22 protein-coding genes are annotated in these 26,119 nt (G+C 53.5%); 4 read left to right on the forward strand and 18 right to left on the reverse strand.

The genetic code is table 11. From position 1 onward, the window contains the following. Positions 1 to 30: 30 nt before the first annotated feature. The 3 genes from B1748_RS21090 to spoIIR form a co-directional block, all read right to left on the reverse strand. Entirely contained in the window at positions 31 to 1,806 is a 1,776-nt protein-coding gene (locus B1748_RS21090) for a sensor histidine kinase (RefSeq protein ID WP_087569925.1), read from the reverse strand. Next, positions 1,803 to 3,431: a response regulator transcription factor gene (locus B1748_RS21095; protein WP_179215719.1), complete on the reverse strand. Its 1,629-nt coding sequence runs from the start codon at positions 3,429 to 3,431 to the stop codon at positions 1,803 to 1,805. The genes B1748_RS21090 and B1748_RS21095 overlap by 4 nt, the downstream gene beginning before the upstream one ends. Positions 3,432 to 3,526: 95 nt before the next feature. Continuing rightward, complete coding sequence (gene spoIIR / locus B1748_RS21100) at positions 3,527 to 4,180, reverse strand: stage II sporulation protein R (RefSeq protein ID WP_256975810.1); 654 nt, start codon at positions 4,178 to 4,180, stop codon at positions 3,527 to 3,529. A gap of 227 nt (positions 4,181 to 4,407) precedes the next feature. Here spoIIR and B1748_RS21105 point away from each other — a divergent pair, with 227 nt between their 5' ends. Both B1748_RS21105 and B1748_RS21110 read left to right on the forward strand, forming a co-directional pair. Beyond that, positions 4,408 to 5,370, forward strand: a complete 963-nt coding sequence (locus B1748_RS21105) for a sigma-70 family RNA polymerase sigma factor (RefSeq protein WP_087569928.1) — start codon at positions 4,408 to 4,410, stop codon at positions 5,368 to 5,370. A gap of 53 nt (positions 5,371 to 5,423) precedes the next feature. Next, positions 5,424 to 5,864 carry a carboxymuconolactone decarboxylase family protein gene (locus tag B1748_RS21110; RefSeq protein WP_087569929.1) on the forward strand — a complete coding sequence of 147 codons (441 nt, stop codon included), beginning with the start codon at positions 5,424 to 5,426 and terminating at the stop codon, positions 5,862 to 5,864. 199 nt (positions 5,865 to 6,063) lie between these two features. Here the strand turns inward: B1748_RS21110 and B1748_RS21115 are convergent, their stop codons facing one another. The 3 genes from B1748_RS21115 to B1748_RS21130 form a co-directional block, all read right to left on the reverse strand. Beyond that, complete coding sequence (locus B1748_RS21115; RefSeq protein ID WP_087569930.1) at positions 6,064 to 6,579, reverse strand: GyrI-like domain-containing protein; 516 nt, start codon at positions 6,577 to 6,579, stop codon at positions 6,064 to 6,066. Positions 6,580 to 6,882: 303 nt separating this feature from the next. Then, a complete protein-coding gene (locus B1748_RS21120; protein WP_087569931.1) occupies positions 6,883 to 7,428 on the reverse strand; it encodes an AAA family ATPase in 546 nt (181 codons plus the stop codon). A gap of 1,118 nt (positions 7,429 to 8,546) precedes the next feature. Beyond that, on the reverse strand, positions 8,547 to 9,656 hold the full coding sequence (locus B1748_RS21130; protein ID WP_256975811.1) for a N5-glutamine methyltransferase family protein: 1,110 nt from the start codon (positions 9,654 to 9,656) through the stop codon (positions 8,547 to 8,549). Between the two features lie 102 nt (positions 9,657 to 9,758). Between B1748_RS21130 and B1748_RS21135 the strand changes: the two genes are divergently transcribed. After that, complete coding sequence (locus B1748_RS21135; RefSeq protein ID WP_087569933.1) at positions 9,759 to 9,974, forward strand: hypothetical protein; 216 nt, start codon at positions 9,759 to 9,761, stop codon at positions 9,972 to 9,974. Between the two features lie 201 nt (positions 9,975 to 10,175). Here B1748_RS21135 and prfA read toward each other — a convergent pair whose 3' ends face one another. The 12 genes from prfA to ychF all read right to left on the reverse strand — a co-directional run bounded on the left by prfA (position 10,176) and on the right by ychF (position 24,915). Beyond that, on the reverse strand, positions 10,176 to 11,252 hold the full coding sequence (gene prfA / locus B1748_RS21140; protein WP_087570020.1) for a peptide chain release factor 1: 1,077 nt from the start codon (positions 11,250 to 11,252) through the stop codon (positions 10,176 to 10,178). 345 nt (positions 11,253 to 11,597) lie between these two features. Next, a complete protein-coding gene (locus tag B1748_RS21145; RefSeq protein WP_256975812.1) occupies positions 11,598 to 12,776 on the reverse strand; it encodes an N-acetylglucosamine-6-phosphate deacetylase in 1,179 nt (392 codons plus the stop codon). Between the two features lie 46 nt (positions 12,777 to 12,822). Continuing rightward, positions 12,823 to 13,560 (reverse strand): 6-phosphogluconolactonase, encoded by a 738-nt coding sequence (locus tag B1748_RS21150; RefSeq protein ID WP_087569934.1) that lies wholly within the window; start codon positions 13,558 to 13,560, stop codon positions 12,823 to 12,825. Further along, entirely contained in the window at positions 13,550 to 14,833 is a 1,284-nt protein-coding gene (locus tag B1748_RS21155; protein WP_087569935.1) for a Gfo/Idh/MocA family protein, read from the reverse strand. The genes B1748_RS21150 and B1748_RS21155 overlap by 11 nt, the downstream gene beginning before the upstream one ends. A gap of 30 nt (positions 14,834 to 14,863) precedes the next feature. Further along, positions 14,864 to 16,840 (reverse strand): alpha/beta hydrolase family protein, encoded by a 1,977-nt coding sequence (locus B1748_RS21160; protein ID WP_256975813.1) that lies wholly within the window; start codon positions 16,838 to 16,840, stop codon positions 14,864 to 14,866. 42 nt (positions 16,841 to 16,882) lie between these two features. Beyond that, positions 16,883 to 18,109: a Gfo/Idh/MocA family protein gene (locus B1748_RS21165; protein ID WP_087569936.1), complete on the reverse strand. Its 1,227-nt coding sequence runs from the start codon at positions 18,107 to 18,109 to the stop codon at positions 16,883 to 16,885. A gap of 21 nt (positions 18,110 to 18,130) precedes the next feature. Further along, the gene (locus B1748_RS21170) at positions 18,131 to 18,961 is read right to left on the reverse strand and encodes a carbohydrate ABC transporter permease (protein WP_087569937.1); all 831 of its coding nucleotides are present in this window, start codon (positions 18,959 to 18,961) and stop codon (positions 18,131 to 18,133) included. Then, a complete protein-coding gene (locus B1748_RS21175; protein WP_087569938.1) occupies positions 18,954 to 19,835 on the reverse strand; it encodes a carbohydrate ABC transporter permease in 882 nt (293 codons plus the stop codon). The genes B1748_RS21170 and B1748_RS21175 overlap by 8 nt, the downstream gene beginning before the upstream one ends. A gap of 60 nt (positions 19,836 to 19,895) precedes the next feature. Further along, positions 19,896 to 21,224, reverse strand: a complete 1,329-nt coding sequence (locus tag B1748_RS21180) for an ABC transporter substrate-binding protein (RefSeq protein WP_087569939.1) — start codon at positions 21,222 to 21,224, stop codon at positions 19,896 to 19,898. A 237-nt stretch (positions 21,225 to 21,461) separates the two neighbouring features. Next, complete coding sequence (locus B1748_RS21185; RefSeq protein ID WP_087569940.1) at positions 21,462 to 22,505, reverse strand: LacI family DNA-binding transcriptional regulator; 1,044 nt, start codon at positions 22,503 to 22,505, stop codon at positions 21,462 to 21,464. Between the two features lie 51 nt (positions 22,506 to 22,556). Then, complete coding sequence (locus B1748_RS21190; protein WP_179215720.1) at positions 22,557 to 23,630, reverse strand: GNAT family N-acetyltransferase; 1,074 nt, start codon at positions 23,628 to 23,630, stop codon at positions 22,557 to 22,559. Between the two features lie 184 nt (positions 23,631 to 23,814). After that, entirely contained in the window at positions 23,815 to 24,915 is a 1,101-nt protein-coding gene (gene ychF, locus B1748_RS21195; protein ID WP_087569942.1) for a redox-regulated ATPase YchF, read from the reverse strand. A 219-nt stretch (positions 24,916 to 25,134) separates the two neighbouring features. On the opposite strand from ychF, the gene B1748_RS21200 reads away from it, so the two are divergent. Continuing rightward, positions 25,135 to 25,989, forward strand: a complete 855-nt coding sequence (locus tag B1748_RS21200) for a manganese catalase family protein (protein WP_087569943.1) — start codon at positions 25,135 to 25,137, stop codon at positions 25,987 to 25,989. Positions 25,990 to 26,119: the final 130 nt, after the last annotated feature.

Here is a 26,119-nt window from a genome sequence, read left to right on the forward strand (position 1 = left end):
ATATTCCCAATATCTTTGTATTGGTGGACTTTAATTGGTTTCGTGCGGCAGCGTAATGACGATCCGCGTCCCTTCTCCGGGCCCTGAGATAATATCGACTCCGTACCGCTCGCCATAGGCAAGCCGGATTCGCGCAATCGTATTATTAATGCCGATGGACGCCGATTCCTTCTCCAGAATGGCTTGCACCGCCTCCGGTCTCATCCCCTTGCCGTTGTCCTCCACCTCGAATAGACAATCGCCGCCTTCCTTGCGAGCGCGTATGTGAATAAGGCCGCCCGTCTCCAGGTGGACGAAGCCGTGCAGGATGGCATTCTCGACGAACGGCTGGAACAGCAGGCGCGGCAGCTTGCAGTCGTACAGCTCGGGATCGATATCGTAATGAACCGTGAACTTGTCCTCGAACCGGACCGACATGATGTAGAAGTAGCTCTTCATCCATTCCAGCTCCTCGGCGAGCCGGACGGAGCTCCATTCCTTGCGCGTCGTGTACTGCAGCATATGGGAGAGACAGACCAGCATCTTGCTGAGCTCCTTCTGTCCGTTTTCGATGGCGGTCCAGTTCATCACGTTTAAGGTGTTGTACAGGAAGTGCGGATTCATCTGCATGTTCAAAGCCCGAATCTCCGCTTCCTGCTCCTTGAGCCGGCTCTCGTAATTCTCCGTTACCAGCAGCCGTATGCGGTCGTTCATCCGGTTGAACCGTTGAATAAGGAGGCCAAATTCATCGCTGGAGCGAACGTCCAGCTGCGTATGAAAGTCGCCCTCTCCGACCGATCTCATGGCGCCCAGCAGCCGTTTGATGGGATTCGTAATTTTGCCGGAGATAAAATAAGCGAGCGCCAGCGCGACAGCGCCCATCACAAGGGAGAGCAGCACGGTGGAGGTACGGATGACGGGCACCAGCTCCTGAGCCAGCACCGATTCCGGGGTAATGACGATCGACAGCCAGCCCGTCACCTTGGAGCGGTCGAAGCAGATAATAACGGCTTCGCCGTCCAGCGTCATCCGCCGCGTTCCGCTCCCCTCCTCGTGCAGCTCCCGAGTCCACTCCCCCTCGTATCTCGTGCTGATGGCCTCCGTATCGCTTCCCGCAACGATTACATTGCTCTGATCGATAATCATATAGCGGGAGTTGGCGGGAATGCTCTGCTCGAACAGCTTGGTCAGCGAGTCTGCCTTAAAGCTCACCGCAAGCACAGGCCGTTCTACGTCCGGTCCCAGCCGCTCCAGCGAGGAATTGCTGAGATAAGAGAAATCGACCACCCTCGTGGCCGAATACAAGTATTGAAAGTCCAGCCGGCTGTCATCCAGATAAGCTTGGCCGAACATGTCCGCGAAGTCGTAAGTCGGGTACCAGACCATCTTGCCGCCGGCCTCTTGCGCCTCGTGGTAGATATCCGAGTCTTGCGGCTTGCCCTGAGGCAGCGTCTGCCCGTATGTGAAATAAGACGTCCACAGCTGATACGCGTAGACGTCTTCGATCTGGGCGAAGTAGGAGCGGAGCGCGCTGCCGACTATCCTGTCGGCGGCAATCAGCTTCGCCTCGTCGCTTGTGTCCAGCGTGTTAAAGAGCTCGAACAACTGCCTGTCCACGAACAAGGCCTGGCTGTTCCGATCCACGATGCCGAGCTTCGTATCGATGATTTCGTTGTTCTTGACGACGATGCTCTGGACGTTCTGCTGGGCCTGGCCGACGACGACCTCCAAGCTTTTGTTGTAGAAGATGATGCCCGCCGTCACAAGCGGCACTACGATCAGAAGCACGTAGCTGACCAGAAGACGGGTGCGAAACGTCGTTCTCATGGTGTCTCGTCTCTCCTTTGCCGCTGGGACATCTGTCGATGGCGTTCGGGCGACAGCCCGAATTGCTTTTTGAACACGCGGCAGAAATATTTGGTGTCCGAATAGCCGCATTCCTTGGCGACTTCGTAGATCTTGAGCCGGCTGTCGGCCAGCAGCTTGGCCGCGCTGTTCATCCGAGCCTCCAGCAGATGCTCCGTGAACGTCCGGCCGGTATTATTTTTGATCCAGGTGCTGAAGTACGACGGATTGAAGTAGAACCGCTCGGCCGCCGACTCCAGCGTGACCGGCTCCTTCCTATGCTCCGCGATCCACTTGAGGCATTCCTCCGCCAGCTCCTTGTCGCGCCCGTCCTTGCCCGCATGCAGCGCGGCGTGCACCTCGCGCAGCTTCTCCTCCATCAGCGCCGTCAGCTCCAGGTAGGTGCGGCATGCCGGCACGCCCGTCACCGCGGCTTGGGCCAGCTCTCCCCCGACCTCGCGGTCCACATGCTCGCGGTTGCGGCTCTTGATCTTCATCAGCAGCAGCGCGGCATGCTCCTTAAGCGACGACGGCGGCAGCCGCCATCCGTCGGCCAGCTGCTCGAAAGCCTTCGCATTCATCTCGATAGCCGCTTCCGGATCACTGCGCTGAAGCGCCTCGTACAACGCTTCGCTGTCGATCGCGGCGCCCGAATCCCGGGATGCCAACGGCTCCCCTCCCACAAGCACGCCGCCTTCTCTTTCGTAGAAGTGGTAAGCGCTTGCAGAGCGAGCATGACGAAATGCCCGCTGCCCCTCTTCCCACATCGAATTCCGAGCTCTGCCAACAGTATGGCACAACCGTCCGCGGCGATGCCAAGCTTCGTTTAGCGACTTTAAGTCTCGGAGCAGCTCCGCTTCGTCTGCCGGACCCACACCTTGTTCTCCTTCGGCAAACGCCGGGGATAGCCACGGCAACAATGTCAGCAGCTCGCAGGCGCCACCCTGAGACACGTCCAGCGGCAAGGTGCATGCCGCGCCATAGCGCCCGCACACCCTCTCCATCTCGGCGATGAGCGCACCGGTCCCGGATTCGCCGCTTTCGCCAGTCGCCGGATGGAACTGGGTGAGAATAATAGCGCCAGGCCCTCGCAGCCAACCCAGCCCCGCCAGCTCTTCCCGTTCCGCTTCGCTTAGAATGCCGTTCATCCAGGACAGCAGCAGCCGCTTCCTGTAAGCGGAAGCGGCTTCCTGAAGCTTAAGCTTAAGCGTCTCGGACTCCGAATCGCGAATCGTCTCCGCTCTCAAGGCTGCTTCCACCCGCTGCAAGAGGCTCTTTACCTTGTCCTCGTCCACCGGCTTTACCAAATAATCATAAGCGCCATGCCGCATCGCGGTTTGCGCGTATTCGAACCGATCATAAGCAGATACCATAACAACCTTGGGCTTCATATTTTCCCGCTCCAGCATCCCGAGAAATTCCAGTCCGTCCATATTGGGCATGCGGATGTCGGTCAGCACCACGTCAGGCCGCTCTTCCTTAATAAGCGCCAGCGCCGCCGCTCCGTCCTTCGCGTCCAGGACGAGGTCTGCGGGGCGCAGCGTTAGAATCATATTTTTCATCCCTCTGCGATGTCTCGGTTCATCGTCCACGATCAATATCTTCATCCACATTCCCTCCCCACACTTCCATTATAGTAAAATTCAAAGCGCGGCATGGGGAATAATATTTGGATTGGTGGACTTTGATTGGCTGTTCTTCCCTAGAACAAGGACTTGATCCAATCGATGAACTTCTGTATCATTTCCCACAAGAAAAACTTTGCTTTCGGCGCTTCCGGAGTATCGGACCCGGCATCACCGGCATCTGTGGCCGACGCCGCATTTACGTTCGTCGCGGCTTCCGCGTTCGCCTCAGCTGCAACGGCCGTTTCAACCTCAGCTGCCGCGGAAGCTTCGCCTGTTGCCGCATCCACGAAGCAGAGAGGCGGGAACAGCACGCACCACCAGTTTTGACCTTTCCCTTCGCCGATCGTAACGAGCAGCGCTTCGTATTGTCCGGCAGGATATACTTTGTTGCCGTACATCTTCGTAGGGAACTCGACCAGTCCGAGCTCGGCCGAAGAATCGTATTCGAAGCCTCTGCTCTTAAGCACGCTTGCTACGATCGTTTCCAGCTCGGGAAGCTTCGACTGGATCGTGCGGCGCGCTTCTTCGATATTTTGCGGGCCTGTTGCCCAGCCGTTCATCGCTTTGACGATCTCATCGCGCACGATGCGCTTGACCATCTGATCGGCGGCACTGTCGGAATTGGCTAATATACGAAGACGGATGGCTTCCGTCGGAATGTCGCCGGTAGCGAGAGTAGCGTCCATTTTTTGAGATTCCCAGCTCATAATGAGCACAATAATTGCCATAAGAATGAATCCGTACGATTTGCGGTATGGAAAACGATAAGGTTTAGCGGAATAATGGAAAGATGAAGAATAATAGTGGGACATCACACAAGCTCCTCTCGCGCACCCGCCGGTGCGTCTGCTTGCGTTCCGGAACGTCTCTATCCGTCATTATGTCCCGACTTGCCCCTCTATAAACCTATTATTCCGAAAAAATGATAGACTTGATGCTAGGAGTTGAGAATAGGATGTTGGATACGACGACAGCCCTTTCGTACCGTCCATTGCTGATAACGCTGGCGTACCGGATGCTGGGATCGCTCGGCGAGGCGGAGGACATCGTGCAGGATGCGCTTGCCGATTACTCGCTCTCGACAAGCCGCAGCGAAATCGAACACGAGAAGGCTTATTTGGTCAAGATGGTGACCAATCGGTGCCTGAACCTCAAACAATCGGCGCGCAAGCGCCGCGAGTTGTATGTCGGGCAATGGCTCCCTGAGCCCGCTGTACGATTTGCCGGCGGTTCAGGCGCTCCTGCCCTGCTGGGACAAAGGGATTCCGTCAGCGGCGGCAATCCCGCCGACTATATCGAGCGGCAGGAGAGCATTACCTATGTCATGCTCGTCATGCTGGAGCGGCTGTCCGCAGTCGAGCGCGCCGTCTTCCTGCTGCGCGAGACGCTGGACTTCGATTACGACGAGATCGCAAGCATCGTGCAGAAGTCCGCGGCCAACTGCCGCAAAATTTTCAGCCGGGCAAAAGAAAAGCTCCAGGGGGCAAAGGCCGACAGCGACGAACAATCCGCGCAGGGAGACCTGAACGTTCGTGAGGAGCAGGCCTGGGCGTTCGCCAAAGCGTTTATCCAGGCGGCCGAAACGGGCAATTCGTCCGCGCTTGTAAACATGCTTGCGCATGACGCCATGCTGGTGTCCGACGGCGGGGGCAAAGTCCGGGCGGCCATCAATCCTATCGAGGGCGCCGAACGCGTCGCCTCCTTCTTTCTGGGCATTGCCCGCAAGCAAGCGCTCGAGGGGAAACTGTTGCCTGTGGATGTCAGCGGACAGCCGGGCGTCGTTCTTATTCGGGAGGGGATTCCGGTCAAAGTCATGGTTTTCGGATGGGACGGGGAGAGCAGGATTTCGAAGATTTTTATGATTTTGAACCCGGATAAGCTGTCTTTTGTCACAAACGGGAATGCTGCCTTGTCTTAGATAGCAGAAGCCGATGCAAGCAGGTCGGCCACACCATCTAAGGAGTGATTGGCATGGAACAAAGAATGGTATTAAACGAGGTTAACCCGGCGGCTTATGCAGCGATGACCGGCCTTGAAAAGTTTTTGGCCGGCTCCAGTCTGGATAAAACGTTGAAGGAACTCGTCAAAATTCGCGCTTCGCAAATCAACGGCTGCGCCTTCTGTCTCCATATGCACGCAACCGACGCCCGCCGCAACGGCGAAACGGAAATTCGGATCTATACGCTAAACGCATGGCGCGAGACGCCTTACTTCACGCCTGCCGAACGCGCGGCGCTGGCGCTGACGGAAGCCGTCACCCTCGTAGCCGGCAACCATGTACCGGACGACGTCTACGCGGAGGCTGCGGAACACTTCGACCAAAAGCAGCTAAGCGAGTTGCTTATGGCGATCGTTACGATCAACGCCTGGAACCGCATCGCCATTACGACAGGCATGATGGCTCCGGCGTAACCGGAAAGCGCAGTGAGCGGCACTTTGATTGCTGTTCGATCAAGATATTTGCTCGATATCCCCGATATTCGGGGCGACGAAAAGCGAGGCATTATTCGCCATATAAACCTGAAGTGTCCCATCGAACAACCCCTTACGGGTTATTGGATGGGACACTTCGCTTTGGTTATGGGACGAGGCAGGCGATACAGGAAGAACTCTATGACGACTTCTTGCGAATCGGGTACAACATTGTAAAGTTAAATGTTTCGATTTCAGAATAAGGGATTGTGAGAGCGTTCAACGGTTCAAACGGAACGGTCTCCATCCCGAGTACACCTTCACGCCGATCCATTTCATAATCAGGTGACTGCTCGAGCCATGCAAATATCGCATCATATACTCGCCACATATGGGCCTCATCGCCGTAGACATGGGCGCTCACACAAAGCCCTCCGCTTACCTCCAAAGTCTCGATGCCATCCGGTACATCCCCAAACTCGCGAACCGCGAGTCCGACCCAAAGCGTATCGACGTTCTTGCTCCATTGGTCCTGTGGAATGAACACATATGCTGACGGCCCATCCGCTAGTCGAACATCGTCAAGCGGGATCTGCGCCGTAAGCTTGCTCCACGCCACCCGCGTCCCGCTCTTGTCGGGTGTCATTCCCGTTCTTACTGCCAATGCCTTGAAAGGCGCCACTTCTACCAAATCAATCGCTATTGTTTCCTGCAAAGTACCCTCTCCTTTTCCATATGATTCATGATTAACCACGCTGTCGAGATCCTGTTATCCTTATTCAATTTTTTCCACAAAAATCCTTTATCATAAAACCATCAAAAAGTCTCCCTACAGAATCATTCTCTAACCCCAAAACGCTCGCAGAAGGTTGTTCGCTTTGTCTTACCCGCCAAGAGCGAGCAATCCCAAACCCACGCCCGGAAAAGCGCCTTTCTAAGCCCGCAACGGGATTTCCCGAAAAAAACTTGCCGTTGCTTGTAGCACGATTCACCGCGCTGTCTGTAACGGCAAGTTATTTTAGGGGGTAATGAGCGCCTCATGCCCTGCTCGTTTCAATATTTCTGTTACCGTTTCTTCGGGGGTTAAATCCGATGAATCTAACCACATGCCGATTCGGGGAGTTTCCTGTCGCAATACTTTGTCTAGATCGGAAACTGTCCATATTCCATAACCTTTTTTAATGCGAATGGCCTCCCTCTCCGCCACAACCTCAGTATTGGGACAGAGTACCACCACATAGAAGGGGCGATTTTGAATAAACGAAACAAAATCGTTCATCATGCGGCCAACAACAACGTCCTGTACAACGACAGTAAATCCTTCCTTATAATAGGTGTCAGCAGCGTTGGCAGCGAGCTGATACCGAAGCCGCAGTTGCTCAAGTTCGTCGTCATTGCCCTTAGGGGACACTTCCTTTCGGTTATTCACGATCATTTTCCGATAAATATCTCCCCTAAGGTGAACAGATTTATCAAATCGTTGGGCAAGTAATTGTGCGACTGTCGATTTGCCACTAGCCATAATCCCAGTAATCAATATAATTGCCGGTTTATTTATAAGCATTTCATTCCCCTACCTTGTACTTTTTGAATATAATCTCATTCGTTGTACCAAGTTGAAAGGGCAAACACTCCTATAAAAATACTTGCCCTCATCTATGGTATGGTTCAGCTTGCCTACTCCTCCAAATATAGAGGATAATCCGCCATATAGCCCCGTTACGTTCCGCCGACAATCTCGCGCCGCTTAACATGTTTGGATCAATATCCCCACTACTCAGGAGGTTGAATCCAGAATTAACCAAAAAACGATCCACTTTTGATGGATATCCCCTCTGTTCAGGACGAGAAAATTTGCAATCAGAGCATTAGTGGCTTCTGCCGCTTCACACGTTTTGTGGATGCTTTTTTCACTATCCCCACTTCTCAGAATGAATTAGTACCTTGCCTTATTTCCCGATTTTGATCACACGTTAGTTACCAAGACTATTCCTGAGGAGATGGGATAACGTTCAGAGGGGAGTTCGAGCCTGGTACGTACAATGTTTGAGGAGATTTCCTGAGTTGGTGGGATAACGTTCAGAGGGAACGTGGGATGATCGCTCCGAACTATGTACGAGCTTTGTTGGGGGATTTCCTGAGTTGGCGGGATAACGTTCAGAGGGGAAAGTGGAAGGATCGCTTTTAGCTATGTACGAGCTTTGTTAGGGGGAATCTCCTGAGTAGATGGGATAGTGTTCGCAGGGCCGTTCAGAGGATGCATTTTTTTCAAACAAGTGTTCAGTGGAGGACTTCAAGTCCAAGAAGATGAACCAGCCTGCCATCGATCTTTGGCGGCGCAGTTATTTTTCTTTCCGAGAAATGGGGATAAGCACAGAGAAAAAAAGCCCCTGCCAACAACTCCAAATGGGCTGGTTTGGCGGGACGCTTCTGCTATTGTTATGGGAACTCTCATGCGTTCGTTCGCACCTGCTTCCACTTTCTAAGCGGAAGGAAAAACGTTCGCAGGCGGATGATATCATTTATATTTTCGTGCAAGCACTCCCAGGTCGAGGTCACTTGTTCACTGAGAGGATGGGATAGTGTTCAAAGAGATGCGTATGGCCGAGCCAATCGAGTGACCTCACATCATGACTACCATAGCCGCTCTGAGGTCGCGTCTCTGCGACACAGGTGATTGCCTTATCCGCCCGTGTTTACAGCCACGATATGGCGCTCGATGTCGTTGTAATCGGTGATGATGGAAACTTCGTCCCATGCGCCCATCGTTCGCATGAGTTCCGCTACAATGCGCGGCTGATGGATGCCGAGCTCGAACGCGACGATACGAGGCATCGCCGGGAGCAGCGCCAGCTGCTCCAGCATGCGGCGGTACGGATCCAGCCCGTCCGTACCGCCGACCAGCGCGAGATGCGGCTCATAATCCCGCACCTCGCGCTGCAGCCCGTCCATATCCGCCGCCGGAATATACGGCGGATTGGACACGAGCACGTCGATGCGGCTCCCCGACGCGATAAAGGGAGCCAGCAGGTCGCCCTGCACGAACGTAACGCGGTCCGCCGCTCCATGGCGGGCCGCGTTAGCGCGGGCGACCTCCAGCGCGTCCGGCGACAGGTCGGACGCGCTCACGCGCCAGTCGTGCCGCTGCGCAGCCAGCGTCACGGCGATGGCTCCGCTGCCGGTGCCGACGTCGACGACCGTCGGCGCCGCAGCGCGCGCCCCGGAGTTGCCGGTGGGACCCGGCAACTCGTCAGCTTCTGGGCTGCCCACAGGCTCGGGCAGTCCCAGCGCCCTGCCGCTGCCCGCAGGCTCGGGCAGTCCCAGCGCCCTGCCGCCGCCCGCAGACTCGGGCAGCTCCTGCGCTCCCCCGCTGCCCGCAGACTCGGGCAGCCCGCCGGCCAGCTCCGCCGGCCACAGCCGCTCGGCGGCCGCCAGCACGCCCTCGACGAGCAGCTCCGTCTCGGGGCGCGGAATCAGCACGGCCGGCGTCACCGCGAACGGCCGGCTGTAGAACCACTCTTCGCCGATCACGTACTGGAGCGGCTCGCCCGTCGCGCGGCGGCATACCAGCGCCTGCCACTCCTCCCCCTTGTCCGGGGGCAGGAGTTCGTTCCAGGCGAGCAGTAGCGCCGCGCGGTCCATCTCCAGTACATGCAGGAGCAGTCGCTCCGCATGGCTGCGCCCATCCTCGACTCCGTTCGCTTTAAGCCAAGATCCCGCCTTCACGCAAGCTTGCCTGAGCGTCATCGGCAGCTCATACCACCGTTCGTCCGCCTTCGTCTCTTGCCCCATTGCCGCCACTCCCCTTCCATTATCTCGTACCGCCGCATTCCGCACTTGTTCCATACCCGAGAATTTTGTCCCAATAACGTCTCTCAGGAGGCCGTCGATTCATTGTACGCAAAACTGGAAATGAAGCTGCTGCAATCAATCATCGCCAACCTGTTAAGGAAATGGGAGCCCTTATATGGATCTTTTGGCATGATTTTAAAATCTAACGGAACCCTGCGACGTTATTGGCGAGAAATCCAGGCAAACCGCAGACTTTTAACCATTATAAGGGCTGTTAGTTCCATTAGATTTGCGAAATGCCGCTTTTTGCCGAAATAACGCCTTTGATTTCCGTTACAGTTGCTTCCGTTCATTTCTTGACGGACACTTGCCCGCAATTTCAACTTTGCACAATTCCAGCGTTTCTCAGGTCCGTTAGCGCGCAGACTACCAGCACAAAAAAGGATGAACCGCCGCGACAGCTACTTGCTTCTGGCGGCGTTCATCCGGCTTGTCGTTGCCTCGTATTGTCTTGGGCGATTAGATGCCCATCGTCTCGCGCTCCAACAGCTCGGCTTGCTCCGCGATCGTCAGCGACGAAATAATTTCGCTCATGTCGCCGTTCATGACGGAATCCAGCTTGTGAAGCGTCAAGTTGATGCGGTGGTCCGTTACGCGGCTTTGCGGGAAGTTGTACGTGCGAATCCGTTCGCTCCGGTCGCCCGTGCCGACCTTGCTCTTGCGCTCGCCGGCATACTTTGCTTCTTCCTCTTGGCGCTTAATATCATAAATCCGCGCGCGCAAAACTTGCAGCGCCTTCGCCTTGTTGTCGTTCTGGGACTTGCCGTCCTGACATGTCGCCATAATGCCTGTCGGCACGTGAAGCACTCGCACAGCCGACTTCGTCGTGTTGACGGACTGCCCGCCGGCGCCGCTGGAGCAGAAGGTGTCGATTCGAATGTCCTTGTCGAGGATCTCGATCTCGACATCCTCTACTTCCGGCATAACCGCAACCGTCGACGTCGATGTATGGATGCGTCCGCCGGATTCCGTTACCGGGATGCGCTGAACACGATGCGCGCCGCTTTCGTACTTCATCTTGCTGTACGCGCCTTTGCCATTGATCATGAAGATAACCTCTTTGAATCCGCCCAGATCGTTTTCGCTGAAATCCATCAGTTCCGTACGCCAGCCCTGGGTATCCGCATACTTCGTGTACATACGATAAAGATCATACGCGAACAACGCAGCTTCGTCGCCGCCGGCCGCGCCGCGAATCTCGACGATAACGTTTTTGTCATCGTTCGGATCCTTTGGCAGCAGGACGATACGCATTTTCTCCTCCAGCTCTTCTTTGCGCGGAGTCAATTCATCGATCTCCATTTTAACCATCTCGCGCATCTCGTCATCGAGCTTTTCGCCCAGCATCTGCTTGGCATCCTCCAATTGTTCCGAGACCTGCTTATATTCCGTATAAGTTTCATACGCTTCTTGTAAATCCGACTGTTCTTTTGACAGCTCCCTCAGCCGCTTGGGATCGCTGGATACATCCGGATCGCACAGCAGCTCGCTCAGCTTCTCATATCGGTCGGCCAGTGCTTGTAAACGGTCAAACACGTTCGTCACCTCGGTTTAATTTCCTTTAGATTATTCTTTAGTATACCATATCGTGCCCGCCTGATCGATATGTGGTTTACTTTGTCATCCATTCCAGTCTCTTGGACGCATTTTAAAGCATTATAAAGTTATACACAGATTGCACACAAAACATGATTGTTTATCCACATTATAACGGCAATTTATCCACAGCGTGTGCACAGTATGTGCACATCTTGTCCACATCCAGGAAATTTGCCGCTTTTGCAGCTACTTTTGAACAGAATTTTGCGATTTTTTGGATAATTGATTTCATACCGATTTAAAAAAGATCGATAACGTATATACGTCATCGATCCAATGGTTTTATTCGTTATCCGATTGATACACCGTTTGCCCGGCCACGACCGTCTCCCGGATCGCAATACGGCCGGCTTTGTCGTCATGATCGAACAGGGTCAGATGGGCGGGAGCCCCCTTCTCGATTCTCCCCAGCCTCCTGTCGTTCATCACAAGCGAAGGCCGGAGCGAAGCGGCCTCCACCGCTTCGGCCAACGTCATATCCGTGTAACGGACGGCATTGGCAATACCGAGATCAAGCGCTGCGGCCGATCCCGCCAAGATGTCCGGATTCGCCGCCGTGTGCAGCCGGCCGGCCTCCGTCAGCTCGACCTGTCCGCCAATAAGACTGTCGTACCGGCCAGGAGGCATACCGCCGAATTGCGTGCAGTCGCTGACGAGAATCGATTTCTCCCGCTTCGCTCTGATCATCGCCTTTAGCACAGGCGGAGCAAGGTGTTGACCGTCGGGAATAAACGTCGCCCATAATCGGTCCTCTGCCAATTGATGCCAGATGTAATTCGGGTGCCGGGGCAGCATAGGCTGCGAACCGTTGCCAAGATGGGTCGACAACGTCGCGCCGGCAAGCACCGCCTGCTTCAGCTGCTCCTCGCTGGCCATCGTATGGCCGATCGCTACTACGATTCCTTGCTTAGCCAGCTTTTCAATAAATGCCATAGCGCCTTCACGTTCCGGAGCAAGAGTAACCATACGAATTCGTCCTTCCGCCGCATCCTGCAGGCGCAGGAACTCCTCCCAATCCGGGTCGCGCGTGTACGCTCTAGGATGCGCGCCCCTGCTGCCATCCTCGCTGGACAGATAGGGCCCCTCCATATGAATGCCCATGATCGAATCGCCGGCGTATTGCCCGCTCCGGACATATTCTGCAATGGCGGACAACGCCTGCCTCATTCGATCGAAGCTTCCCGTAATCACGGTTGGCAAGTAGAGGGCCGTCCCGCGCGCGTGCAGCGCTCTCGTGACGCCCTCGATGTCCTGCAGCGTCGTCCGCTCGGCGTTCAGATCATAACCGCCGAAGCCGTTTACCTGCAGGTCGATCCAACCGGCGGAGATCCATGGCAATTTCGAGCTCTGCGCCTGATCCCCATCAAGGAGAAGGGGCCGAATGTCCGCAATTACGCCTTCGGCAATGTCGATCTGAACCGCCTCTCCCGTAGTCGTCAACTTGCCTTGCCGCTTCATCATTCCATCACCCCCCGCTTTTCTTCATGTAGTTTCATCCCGTGATGGATTAACTCCATGCATACACTTGCGATGCGGAAAGTTTGTCCAGGTACAAGCTCCAATGATCATGCGTCTTCAGTATCGTTGCGGGAATGTTTACGTCCACATCGTTGCTGAATGTGTTGCGGATGGCTGTCGCCTTCGCCGCGCGCGGAACAACGGATATAATATGGCGGCAGGCCATAATTTGCTTCACCGACATCGTAATCGCCTGCTTCGGCACATCGTCCAAGCTGGCGAACCAGCCTTCGCCAACTTGCTGCGCCTTGCAGGTGTCCGTCAAATTCACAACCTTGAACGGCTGCGCTTGATCGAAATCGGCAGGCGGATCGTTGAACGCGACATGCGCATTTTCGCCAATGCCGATGAGAGCCAGATCGACTGGCGCCTTCGTGATTTGTTCGCCTAACTGCGCAAGGACTTTACTTACGTCCCCCTCCCCGTCTACGAGCCAAGCTTGACCGATGTTCACATGCTGCAGGAAGCGCTCTTTCAAATATTTGCGAAAGCTCGCCGGATGCGATTCCGGCAAGGCGATATATTCGTCCAAGTGGAACATCTCTACTTTGTCCCACTCAATATCCATCGTTATAAAGTGCTCTAGAAACTCGAACTGCGATGCGCCGGTCGATAATACAATTCGCGCGCTCCCTCGCTCAGCTATCGCTTTATTTATAATATCGCGGCTTTCCAACGCCGCTTGATAACCGCTTTGATCCGCATTCTCGAATATATTAATTTGCATGGATTCCATCCCTCTCCAATGTGAATTCCTCTAGCTGCACCATTCTCTTTTCCAGGCGGGAGCGCTCTGCTGCAAATGCCATCAGATGGCTTTGCACCGAAGCCTTTGCCGAGGTTATGCCGTAATAGCCGCTCTTGCCATAGTGGCGAACCGTCCGGGCAAAATCCTGGACGAGACGCTGATCGCCGCCTCCATGTCCGACATGCCCTTCCGCGTCGCCAAGCTTGATGACATCCGATCGACCGCTTCCGAAGATGCGGATTTCGATCTCATTCGTTTCCATTGTCGCCCTGATTTCGCCTATCGTGCCCATTAACTTGAGCGTTCGGTTGCACTTCTCCGTGAAGGCGCTCATCGTAAAGACGGCCGTCACCTCATTATCGAAATCCATCGCCACAACCTGATGATCGACGACATCGTTATCGCTTTGATACACGCATCGGCCGAACGGCCCTTCCTTCATTGCCTTGTAACGAGCTTCGTAGCTCTGATCGCGGCTCGCCGCTTCCGCTTTCCAGCCGCCGTTCTCGATCATGTACGTATCCGGCGCATAATAAACGCATGTATCCGCAACCGGACAGCCGTCGATGCAATATTTAGGAGCGCCTTCCGGCGCGTTTTGTTTATTAAAGTAAGACAAGTGGCCGTACGACGATACACTCGTGCATGCCCCTCCCGCAAACCATTGAATCAAATCCAAATCATGGCATGACTTCGCCAATATCATCGGACTCGACTGTTCCACGTTGTTGAAGTAGCCGCGCACGTAGCTGTGCGCCTGATGCCAGTAACCGACGTTCTCATTGTGCTGGATCGACATCAGTCGCCCGATGCGTCCTTCATCTAGCAATTGCTTGATCGTTTGGAAGAAAGGGGCGTAGCGCAGCACATGGCAAATCGTCAGCACGCGACCGTGCTTCTCCGCCAATTGCTCCAGCTCGATGCATTCCTGCCAGCTCGGAGACATCGGCTTCTCCAGCATGACATGGTAGCCTTCCTCGAGCGCCTTCTTGGCAGGCACATAATGTTCCTTATCGCGGGTACAGATAAAAGCGGCATCGGACTGCTTGCCTGCTGCAAACAGTTCATCCCAGCTCTTGAAGCATCGTTCCTCCGGAATTTGGAACATGTCTCTGGCCCGGTTGCGCTTGAACTCATCCGGCTCCGCGACGGCGACGATCTTCATCTCCTCAGGGCGCTTGCTAGCATATTTGCTATAGATCATGCCTCTGAGACCCGCTCCGATCAACGTAATCGTAATAGGCTGGATCATGTGCAACACATCCTTTCCTTCTTCTCCTGCTTATACAGGAAAGTCATAATAATGTAAGAGTCCGGGAATAATCACACTCATGACGTCCTCGTCGTTTTCTATGCCGCTGGCAAGCCAATCTTGCATACGAACCGGCGACGACTGAGCCTCTACCGTCTTGACCCGCCGATCGACGGCAGCGGCCGCCTCCGCATAAATGCGGAATAACCCAGCCGCGTACAGCGATATCTCCGGCTTCGCGTCGGCTTCCCCATACAGGGAAGCAACGAAGTCGATGCCGCGAATCACATCGTACGTTCGCATGGCGGCGAGGCTGTCGCCAAGCCATATCAACTCATCTGCAAGCTTGTGATGGATGCCGAAGAAACGATGCGACGGCTTGCCGTACAAGGGATGCGGCTCGTGAGGCCCTACGCCCGATACGTTGAGCACGAGCACCGCGCTACCCGAAGCGCATGTCGATTGAATCCATGACCAATGCGCCGCCAGGTTCGTCGTTCCGTGCGGCCAGAGTGCAATCGTAACGGACTCCGGTTGTTTCGGAAGCTTCTGGGCAGCGTCATTCGAGCCGAATTCTGTCGCGCGGAACCAATAACCGCTGTTCATGATATCGTGCTGTGACCACCACATCGCATAATGGACATCAAGCCCGTCGCAAGAGTCCAACTGCACGAAACGGGCGTTCAGCTCGCAACGTTCGCGGCTTGCGAATACCCGCTGAGCGAGCCACGAAGCGCCGGCCTCGTGGCCGGAGCGGCCAGCCGCCAACTGCGCCGCGCTTGTCTTGAACGCATCCGCCGCCGTGCAAGCGTCCGCGTATTCGAGCTGCACCTGCCTGCTGGCGATGCATTGCAGCTGCCAAGGCTCAAGCGGAGCAAGCCGTCCAAGCGCGGCCTGTTCCCGGTAGGCGCGCCTCTCGGTGTCAGTCCGCTTCGCCAAATGCTGCGCGAAGAAGTCGGCAGCCGCGATCGCAAGGGGATCCGTATATCGATGCGTCGAGCGGTCTTCCTCCAGCCTGAGCAGTTCCCCGCAGCCGTGCAGCTCCCAGAACTTCCGGCTGCGCTGAACGGTGCGGCGGGTCGCTTCGATCGGAAAGAAGTCGTATTGCACGGCGCAGACGAGCAGCGGCTTCGGAGCGAAGGCGAGCAGCAAATCTTCATGATCGAAACCCAAGCCGCTTAACCCCGGCCATATCTGTTCGGCGTCCTGCACCCCGCCGGCATGCATATATTGTTGTCTATTCATGATAAAAGTCGCCGGGGCAGCGGCGGCCACCCGGTCATCGCATACCATCATCATGGCGGTCTGCGTTCCGCCGCCGGAATTGCCGGTAACGCCGATTCGCGAGGGGTCAACCTCCGGCCGAGTCTCCAAATAGTCAATCGCCCTCATTGCATCATGAATAAACAATCTAGCAATACTTTGGCCAAGGGCATAACACTGTACGCCAAGCCGTTGATGCTCCGCCGTTCCCCATACCGTACTGCCGTCGGCGGCCGTCAGCATGCCAAGCCGCTCCCCTTGGCCGATCGGATCGATCGCGAACACGATCAACCCGGCTTGCACCATACGCAAGCACACCTCGTGATAATATGGACTGTGCTTTGCATCCGGCTCATGACCGCTTAAGAACAAGACGGCGGCACCGGGCTCTCCCTGCCGCCCGTGCCCGGGCAAGTATAAATTGCCCGTCACATAATGCTGAGGCCGCGCTTCGAATACGATGTTTTCGACGGTATACCCTTCCCCTGCTACGCGGTCCGTGACGGTCGCATTCAGCGGCGTGTCACTGGCGGGCAAACCGCCGACCGCCTCGACCATCGCCTGCTTCATCGCCTGCTGCCGATCCGCCAGGCTCGCCAGATCCCTGACGCGATCCCGTGCCTCGTCTCCCGCCCGGAACGCTCTATCGGCTCGCGCGAATATATGCTGCTTAAGCTGATCCTTTGTCTCGTATAATGTACATATATAACGTTCAAGCTCTTGCACACGAGTTGTCATCGTCATCTCAGGCGATTCCTCCCATCCCGCGGGTATCCTATCTTTGCCTTAGCCGCGCAATGCACGCAGATCCGGCACCGGAAGCTGTCTGCTTTCTGCAATCGAGCGATTTGCCGTTGCCCCGATCAGACAGGAGTCGGCTCCCGCCAAGCTGTCCGCCATCTGACCGAGCGGATCGTCTACGCCTCCTGCAAAGATCGCCTTTCTGAGCTTGACGTCTCCGCCGCCATGACCGCCGATCTGAGAGGATACCTCGATTACTTCCGACGTTCCGTCCGCCTTGTAATGTTTGATCTGGCTCAGCTCTACCTCGCTCATATCCGCGCTGCGGTATATATTGCCCAGTTCCAAACGGCCTTTGCTGCCATTGATCGTCGCTCTCCAGCCTTCATATGGCGCATAAGCGACGAGCGAGTAGTTCAGAATTGCTCCGTTCTCATATTCCAGATTAACGCCCATCGTATCGTAAATATCTACGCGCTCATCGAATAGACAGCGGTCTCGCCAGTACCCGTCCTTATGCTCCGCGCCGACATAATGTTCCATCATAAACGGATCTTTCGTAATGTCCTTGTAGAACTCGCAAGTATCCTTGAACTCGCATGTCATGCAGCGCTCGCCATGCGGCCGGCCATGATTTCCGTACACTCTTCTGGCGCCGAATGCTTGCAATTGCTTTGGTCTGCTGGCCATCCACCAATTCACGATATCGAAGTGATGGGTAGACTTGTGCACGAGCAGGCCTCCGCTGTTCGCAAGCTCGGCATGCCATCTTCGGAAATAGTCTGCGCCATGATCCCGATCGAGAAACCATTCCAGCTGGATATGGTACACTTCGCCGATCGTATCCTCCATAAGCAATTCCTTTACCTTGGCGAAATACGGCGCAAAACGGAGATTAAACGTGACGGTCAGCTTCTTGCCGCTGACCCGCTCTGCATCCAGTATCGCCCGGCTCTTCTCTTCATCGATAGTCATCGGTTTCTCGGAGACGACATCGCATCCAGCCATTAACGAATCGATGATATACACATGATGCGAATAATCCGTGCTTGCTACAACGACCACATCCGGCTTGGTCTCCTCCAGCATGCCGTGGAAATCCGCATACACCGGAATATGTCCGCACTCCTCGCTGAGCAATTGGGCCCGCACGCCATTCGTGTCGTAAACGCCCAGAAGATCCACATATTCACTTAGCTCCGTTACCATCGGCTTGGCGAACATATACAATGCTCTGGAGCCCGCCCCAACAAGAACGTATTTCTTCTTCATGATTTCTCTCATCTCCCGATCCTAGCCTTTCATGCCCGTCGAAGCGATTCCTTGCACAAAATGCTTTTGCGCGAACAAGTATACGATGACTACGGGCAAAGTTGTAATAACCGCGCCTGCCATAAGCAGTGCTTGGTTTACATTTTCCGACTTCAGGTACAACAACCCGAGCGGCAGCGTATAAAGCTCTTTGGTTTGCAAATAAATTAACGGTCCCAACGTATTGTTCCAGGCACCCATGAAGGTAAACACCCCGAGCGCCGCCAACGCCGGCTTGCAAAGCGGCAAGTAGATCCGCGCGAATATGCCAGGAGGGCTGCAGCCGTCAATAACGGCGGATTCGTACAGCTCCTTCGGCAAAGCCTTCATGTACTGATGCAATAAAAAGATTCCGAAAGCGCCAGCCAGGAAGCTGGGGACGATGAGCGGGTAATAAGTGTCCAGCGCATGGAATTGCTTCCAGATAAAGTACGTCGGAATCATCGTGACTTGACCGGGAATCATTAGCGTGGCTAGCATGACCATAAAAATCAAGCCGCGCCCCTTGAAATTGAACAACGCAAGTCCGAAAGCGACAACCGCACAGGAAAACAAGGAGCCGATCATGTCGAACACAACGATGAAAAAGCTGTTGAATGTATACTTCCCGAAATTGACCTTCGTCCAAGCCGTTGTGTAATTGCTGAAATCAATCGGGTCCGGAATGAGCTTGGGCGGCATCTGCGAGATCGCGCCGACCGTCTTGAGCGATGTGGAGATCATCCAGATAAACGGAAATATCATCACGAACGCACCAGCTAAGAGCAACGCATAGATCAACAACTTAAGCGGCCATGGTGTATTCTTAGTCATAATGCACCCACTTCTTTTCAAAGTAACGTTGGAACAGCGTGATCACCAGAATGACGAAGAAGAGCAACCAAGCCATTGCCGATGCCGGCCCCATTTTGAAGAGCAAGAAGGAATCCCGATACACGAGCAGGTTCGGAATCATGTTCCGTTCCGGGATGCCGGTCTGAATGCTGCCGAACAAACCAAGGAATACATCGAACGCATGGAAGGCGGATATCGTCGAAAGAATCATGACCATGTACACCATCGGAGTAACCATCGGGAAGACGATTCGGGTAAGCTGCTTCCACCCGGACGCTCCGTCAATCTGCGACGCTTCCAGCACCTCTTTGGGGACATTTTGCATGCCTGCCAAAATAATAATCATGGATTGTCCAAGACCTTTCCATACATTGACCAGGGCGATGCTCGTAATGACAACGACCCATGACTTGCTGTCAAGCCAGCGAACCGGATCGATATTGACCAGACTTAGAAACCAGTTGAAAACGCCGTATTGATAGTTAAACATCCAAGACCAGACAACGCCGCCCGCGAGCCATGGCGTAACAACCGGCAAGAAGTAGAACAGTCGGAACATCGCCTTTGCGCGTATCGCCTGATTAAGCATAAACGCCACAATGAAGGCGATCCCGGACTGAAGCGGAACGAACACCAGCGCGAAGTAGAACACGTTGCGCATCGATATCCAGAATTCTTCTTTTTTAAGCACGTTTATCCAGTTGTCCAAGCCTACCCATTTGGGCGCGTTGAACAAGTCGTATTGCGTAAATGAAATATAAGCGGAGAACGCAATCGGGAACAACAGGAATACGAGTACATTAATAATGAATGGAAGCGTAAAAATATAACCCCAGTAACTTTGCTTCCGCATAAGTCACCCGCCTTTCTAAAAATTGAAAGGGCGTGAGACACACGCCCTTCAATACAACTGTTATTGATTGGCGTCCAACACTTCCTGCACCTTTTTATGCGCGTCTGCCGTCGCTTCTTCAACAGTCTTGTTCTGATTCACGATCGCCTCGTTTACCTCTTGCTGCACGAGAATTCTCCACTCGGCCCAGCTGGCGTTCTCATCCAGCGTAGTGCCGCCTTCTGCAATGCCTTCCGTGAATGCCTTTTTATTCAGCGGTTTGGTTTGACTGCTTACAATAGACTCATAAGCCGACTGCTTAACCGGCAAGGTCGAGCCGCTTGCGGCAACAATATTTTGTGCTTCGTCACTCAGGTAGAACTTCAGGAATTCCCACGCTGCACCCTTGGCATCATCAGACGCTCTAGAGGAAACCAGCCAGGAATTGGCGACCATCGGAACATAGCGATTGCCGTCAACCGCCTTCGGCATCTTCACCGTATCCCAATCCGCATCCGGGAAATTGGCGTTCATATCCACTTGCAGGCTGTATTGCATGAAATACATAGCGCCCTTGCCGCTGGCGAAAACCTCCAGTTCCCCTCCGTTGGCCTTTACATAATCATTATTGGTGAAGTATCCTTCTTCAATTCCTTGACGCAGCTGCTTCAGCCCTTCAATGGACTTGGCATCATTGATCATGGACTTCGTCTTCGATTCATCGAGCGCGGAACCGCCGGCTTGTTTAATCCACGGGAACCAGCCGTTCGTGATGGAATAGGATCCGATAAATCCGAATTGCTTCGTGTCCGAACCTTCTTTGATTGTAAGTTTCTTGGACGCTTCGATTAAATCGGCGAATGTCCAATCGTCTGTAGGCAGATCTACGTTCGCGGCTTCGAATGCCGCTTTGTTATAAGCCAGGCCAACCGGGTTGATCCCGTGCGGGATGCCCCATACTTGTCCTTCAGGCGTTTTGGCCGAGAATAAACCCTCAATGTAATCAGATGCGTTTAAGTCTTTCTCTATATAAGGAGCCAAATCTTCTGCAACTCCGCGCTTGCCATAACCGAGTATGGTCGCATTCTCCTGGAACCAGACGTCCGGCATCGTGTTGCCGGCAATCTGTGTAGCGATCTTGGAGGTAAAGTCACCCCATGGCGCTTCTTGTATCTCAACCTTGATATGGGGGTGTGTTTCGATAAAACGGTCAATAATATCTTTGCTGGTTACTTCGTAACTGCCCGGGAGGCCAATTGTAAGCTTTACTTGCTTATCCGGAGTTTGAGTCTGACCATTATTTCCATTAGATGGCGAATTCGATGGCGCATTGTTGTTGTTCGACGCGCAAGCCGTAAAAACCAATACACAAATTAACAACATTAGCATTAAACTCGATTTCTTTTTCACATTAACAACTCCCCATGTTTTATTTTAAGACCAACTGCATTTTAAAGCCCTGCTCAGAAATTATTACTATAAATTTGCATTATCCAGAGAAACTATAGTAATCGATTTCTATCGTGAGTATATCATGATCGCGTTTACAAATACAAGTTTTTTTGATAATTATTAATCCAAAGTGTCTAATCTAACGTTTTTATGAAGTCAATATAGTAATCGTGTACTATAAAGTCGAAAGAAGACTTACCGGCGCGTCACTATTTTTATTTCATTTACCGAGCCGCGCTCAATAAGCCTGGGCTGCAGCATGATGTCGAACACCGGCTTGTTTTCTCCATTCATGATATCTAGCAGCATCTTGCAAGCCATCCTGCCCATTTCATAATCGGGCTGCTTGATCGTGGTTAACTGGGGATTCATCATTTGACCAAAATCGATTCCGTCAAACCCCATAACGGATATGTCTTCCGGCACTTTTATTTGTTGCTGCGACAATTCATGTATGACCCCGAAGGCCATCATATCGTTGCATGCAAAAATGGCTGTCGGGAGTTCTTCTGCCTTCATCATTCGCTGGGTCAGCTTTCTTCCGATATCGAAATCATATAAGGGCGTATAGGCATCATCCGAATTTGCTTCCTCGATCATCGGATCAAGACCGGCCAGTTTCATCGCATCCAAATAACCTTGGGCGATGCTTTGGCGGCTAGGCCGATCGATCTTCGACGTGATGTAACCAATTCGCTGGTGGCCTTTGCTCTGCAGGTGCTTCGTCGCAAGGAAACCGCCTTTTTGATAATCGAATTCGATTTGCGAAATATCGTCTTCATCGATTTTTTGATCGATTGCGATGATATTGAGGCCGTTTTTCATGAAGCTTTTAAGTTGCGCCTTGTCCTTGGAGATGGACGAAATAATTAGCCCTTTGATCTGTTTCTCCGCCATCGTTCTGATGTATTCGACTTCGAGCGTAGGGTCGTGGAGCGAATTACAGGCTACAACCGTAAAATCGTTCTGCCTTGCGACCTCTTCGATCCCGAAAATAACGGAGGAGTAAAAAGGGTTAACAATAGTCGGGATAATGACGCCAATCGTCCGGCTTTTATTTTCCTTCAGCTGCTTGCCGATCAGGTTCGGAATGTAATTCAAATCCTTGGCGACCTTTAAAATTTTCTCCTTTGTCTGCTTGCTGACCGGGTAGCCGCTGTTGCTCATTACTCTGGATACCGTAGCTGACGAAACTTGGGCTGCTTTGGCTATATCATGTATCGTTGTCGGCTTCTTCATCATTATTCCCCCGCACTGTCGTTATTATGATTATTACAATTAAGACACCTGCTATACATAGTTTAACCCAACCGTATATGGGAACGGAATCGGCAATGCGGAATGATGGCCGTCTTCTCCGACGGTCGGATCAAATAATAAGGCAATGCGATCCGAGTCGTCCATATCCCGGAGCATCGTTGCCAGGTCAGAGCCCGCCGTTGACCTTGCGCGCCAATACGGCCCAAGTTGATTGCACAAATGTTCCACATTTACAATATGGACGGTGCCTGAATTCCGTTCCGACAAAGCAGGAATCGACTCCATCACTTCATTTAAGCCGGTTTCAAACCAGTTGACATGAATGTCAAGATTCGGAAGCTCATACGCACGAATGGCATGGCCCAGAATGGCCGCAGTCGCCTCCGGCTCGCCAGCCCACTCTATAATAAACGGAGTGCGCGCAGAAGCCTTGTCACCCGTTGCCATAATCACGAATGCGACAGGTTCGCCTTGTCTCTCAGCTACAAGCAGCGTGTGCTGCATCTTCACATTGCTGGCGAATGCTTCAGCACGAATAAGCGCAGCCAGATCGTTAACGCTCTGCTCATAATAGGCGGTTCTAGTCCGCATAAGCTCGACTAGCTTGAACAGATCTGTCGCGCGCCATTCCCTTATGCGAATCCCGACATCTCCAGAGAATGATCGAATTTGCCTAATATTGTCTTGATTCAGTGTATACTTCTTCATTCTGCCAAACGGATAACAGCCCGCTCTTGCATACAATGAACGTTTACCCGACACTAATATAAGAGAAGCGCCCGCGGCATCGGCGTGCGCGAATACCGACGATAATAATTGGCTCGCGTAACCGTTGCCTCTTGCGTCCGGATGCGTGCAAACCGCACCGATGGAGTATATATGCAGCCTGGCTTCTCCAACCTGAATGATGGCTGGTACGAATCCCATGAAGGCCACGAGCTCATTATTTACAAATACGCCATAGGATTGCCTCAGACTTGGCGAGAATACAAACGGGTACGCATCCCGCATCGATCTATGTTCATCATCGCGGAAGATGCTGTCGGCCAGACGTATCGCAGCATCGAATTCATTTTCTTGCAATAATCGAATATTTGCCATCATACTCCCCATCCTTCTCCATTGCTCAAGTTTGTTCCTCGATTATATCAACAGCTGGATCCTAATGGCAATCGATTTCTATAAGCACAATTTGCTAGACATTTTCCAGCCTGCATCACACGGCCGAGAAAAATAAAAACGTCCGTAGCCGGTTCTGCAGCCGTTACGGACGTTTATTGAGATGGATTTATACGTTGAAACGGAAATGCATGACATCGCCGTCGCGCACAACGTATTCCTTGCCTTCAAGGCGAAGCTGGCCTTTCTCGCGAACCGCTCCCATGGAACCCGCCGCGGCGAGATCCTCGAAGGACACAACTTCCGCACGGATAAATCCGCGTTCGAAGTCGGTATGGATAACACCGGCTGCCTGAGGCGCTTTGGTTCCTTGACGGATTGTCCATGCGCGCACTTCCTGCACGCCGGCAGTGAAGTACGTGTAGAGACCCAGCAGCTTGTATGCCGCGCTAATGAGACGATTAAGACCGGATTCCGCCATGCCGAGCTCTTCCAGGAACATCGCTTTGTCGTCGCCTTCCAGCTCGGCGATCTCGGATTCTACCTTCGCGCTGATCGGCACGACTTGCGCGCCTTCTTCTGCCGCGTATTTGCGAACGATCTGCACGTATTCGTTGCCGTCCGTGTCAGCCGCTTCTTCTTCGCTGACGTTTGTCGCGTAAAGCACCGGCTTCATCGTAAGCAGGTGGAGATCCCGTACAAGCAGCTTCTCATCGTCCGTCAGCTCCAGGCTGCGAGCCGGCTTGTCGTTGTAGAGAGCTTCCTTTAGACGCTCCAGCACCTCGACCTCTTGAGCGATCTTCTTGTCACCGGACTTGAGGTTTTTGCGGGAACGCTCAATCTTCTTCTCGACGGAATCCAGGTCCGCCAAAATAAGCTCCAGATTGATCGTTGTAATGTCGCTGATGGGATCCACTTTGCCAGCTACGTGCGTAATGTTCTCATCCTGGAAGCAGCGAACGACGTGAACAATCGCATCCACCTCGCGAATATGGGCCAGGAACTTGTTGCCAAGTCCTTCGCCTTTGCTCGCGCCTGCGACCAGTCCGGCAATATCAACAAATTCGAACGCCGTCGGTACGATGCTCTTCGGCACAACCAGCTCCACCAGCTTGTTCAGACGCTCGTCCGGTACTTCGACTACGCCGACGTTCGGATCGATCGTACAGAACGGATAGTTCGCGGACTCCGCGCCCGCTTGCGTAATCGCGTTAAACAGAGTCGATTTGCCGACGTTCGGCAGACCGACGATACCACAAGAGAGTGGCATTTATATCAACTCCTAGTCTTTTCATCTTTGGTCATTATAACTTATGACCGTACAATATTAAAGCCAAGTCGATCCCATTGTTCAATTGTTAAAGTGATAAGCGAAGCAGCAGCTCTTAGGGGTATCTACAATATTGGAGATGAGAGTTCATTGGAAGTATATTGAAATCAGTTTATCCGAATAATATCGGGGATTCACATTTGTTTAAGGAGGATGAACATGTATTTCTATAAAGAGGATTTAATCAACGTAATCGTGAAGGACAAACCCGACCCGTCCGCGGCCAAAGTGATGCAGGAGACGCTAGGCGGCCAATTCGGCGAAATGCGGACCATGATGCAATATTTCTTCCAGAGCAGCAACTTTCGTGGCAAAGACACGCAATATCGCGACCTGATCCGCGGCGTGTTCCTGGAGGAGATCAGCCACGTCGAGCTGGTGCAGCAGACGATCAACCAACTGATGGACGGTGCAGGCGAGGATTCGGCCGGCAACGCGGGAGTTGACCATGCCCCCCTCGACGAAGCGATCAAACACGCCAATCCGCATCATTACATTATGGGCGCTCAAGGCTCTTTGCCCGTCGATGCCGCCGGGAATCCGTGGCTGGGCAGCTACGTCTATAATCACGGCAATCTAATCAGCGACATGTTGAACAACGTGGTGCTGGAATCCACCGGGGTTCTTCAGAAATCCCGCATTTACGAGATGAGCTCCAACAAAACGTTCCGCGAGACGCTAGCGTTCCTGATGGTTAGGGACAATGCGCATCAGAATGCGTTCGCGAAGGCGTTAGAGACGCTCGGCGTGGAGTGGGGTTCGCTCTTCCCCGTGCCGAACTACGATCTCAACAAGTATCCGGAATGCCGCAAATACGTCGACCTGGGCTACCACAACGCCCAATTCAACTACCGCCTTGACCCGACGCGTATCGGCGAAGTATTCGAGGGCAAGACGCCAAGCCGCAACGGCGGCCAATTGGCCGTCACGCCTCCACCTAACGGCTTCCCTCTCCCGGTCTTCGGCGACATGCCGAACGAGCATAGCCCGGGGCTGCAGGATATGAAGGCATAAGTTGAGCAACGCTCTGTAGAATAGAGGCTGGGAAACCTAGTTTTCGATTCCCAGCCTTTTTGTCACTTCCCGTATTGCTTTTGGTTGAAGCCAAACAAGACGACCAGGCAACAGAGTTCTGCCAAGCGGC

The sequence above is a fragment of the Paenibacillus sp. MY03 genome, from assembly GCF_002165585.1.
Taxonomy (GTDB): domain Bacteria; phylum Bacillota; class Bacilli; order Paenibacillales; family Paenibacillaceae; genus Pristimantibacillus; species Pristimantibacillus agaridevorans.

Bases quoted from the DNA above. Each gene is read 5' to 3' on its own strand.
- B1748_RS21090 (WP_087569925.1), bottom strand. From the start codon at position 1,806: ATGAGAACGACGTTTCGCACCCGTCTTCTGGTCAGCTACGTGCTTCTG.
- B1748_RS21095 (WP_179215719.1), bottom strand. From the start codon at position 3,431: ATGAAGATATTGATCGTGGACGATGAACCGAGACATCGCAGAGGGATG.
- spoIIR (WP_256975810.1), bottom strand. From the start codon at position 4,180: ATGGCAATTATTGTGCTCATTATGAGCTGGGAATCTCAAAAAATGGAC.
- B1748_RS21105 (WP_087569928.1), top strand. From the start codon at position 4,408: ATGTTGGATACGACGACAGCCCTTTCGTACCGTCCATTGCTGATAACG.
- B1748_RS21110 (WP_087569929.1), top strand. From the start codon at position 5,424: ATGGAACAAAGAATGGTATTAAACGAGGTTAACCCGGCGGCTTATGCA.
- B1748_RS21120 (WP_087569931.1), bottom strand. From the start codon at position 7,428: ATGCTTATAAATAAACCGGCAATTATATTGATTACTGGGATTATGGCT.
- B1748_RS21130 (WP_256975811.1), bottom strand. From the start codon at position 9,656: ATGGGGCAAGAGACGAAGGCGGACGAACGGTGGTATGAGCTGCCGATG.
- B1748_RS21145 (WP_256975812.1), bottom strand. From the start codon at position 12,776: ATGATGAAGCGGCAAGGCAAGTTGACGACTACGGGAGAGGCGGTTCAG.
- B1748_RS21150 (WP_087569934.1), bottom strand. From the start codon at position 13,560: ATGCAAATTAATATATTCGAGAATGCGGATCAAAGCGGTTATCAAGCG.
- B1748_RS21155 (WP_087569935.1), bottom strand. From the start codon at position 14,833: ATGATCCAGCCTATTACGATTACGTTGATCGGAGCGGGTCTCAGAGGC.
- B1748_RS21160 (WP_256975813.1), bottom strand. From the start codon at position 16,840: ATGACGATGACAACTCGTGTGCAAGAGCTTGAACGTTATATATGTACA.
- B1748_RS21165 (WP_087569936.1), bottom strand. From the start codon at position 18,109: ATGAAGAAGAAATACGTTCTTGTTGGGGCGGGCTCCAGAGCATTGTAT.
- B1748_RS21170 (WP_087569937.1), bottom strand. From the start codon at position 18,961: ATGACTAAGAATACACCATGGCCGCTTAAGTTGTTGATCTATGCGTTG.
- B1748_RS21175 (WP_087569938.1), bottom strand. From the start codon at position 19,835: ATGCGGAAGCAAAGTTACTGGGGTTATATTTTTACGCTTCCATTCATT.
- B1748_RS21185 (WP_087569940.1), bottom strand. From the start codon at position 22,505: ATGAAGAAGCCGACAACGATACATGATATAGCCAAAGCAGCCCAAGTT.
- B1748_RS21190 (WP_179215720.1), bottom strand. From the start codon at position 23,630: ATGATGGCAAATATTCGATTATTGCAAGAAAATGAATTCGATGCTGCG.
- ychF (WP_087569942.1), bottom strand. From the start codon at position 24,915: ATGCCACTCTCTTGTGGTATCGTCGGTCTGCCGAACGTCGGCAAATCG.
- B1748_RS21200 (WP_087569943.1), top strand. From the start codon at position 25,135: ATGTATTTCTATAAAGAGGATTTAATCAACGTAATCGTGAAGGACAAA.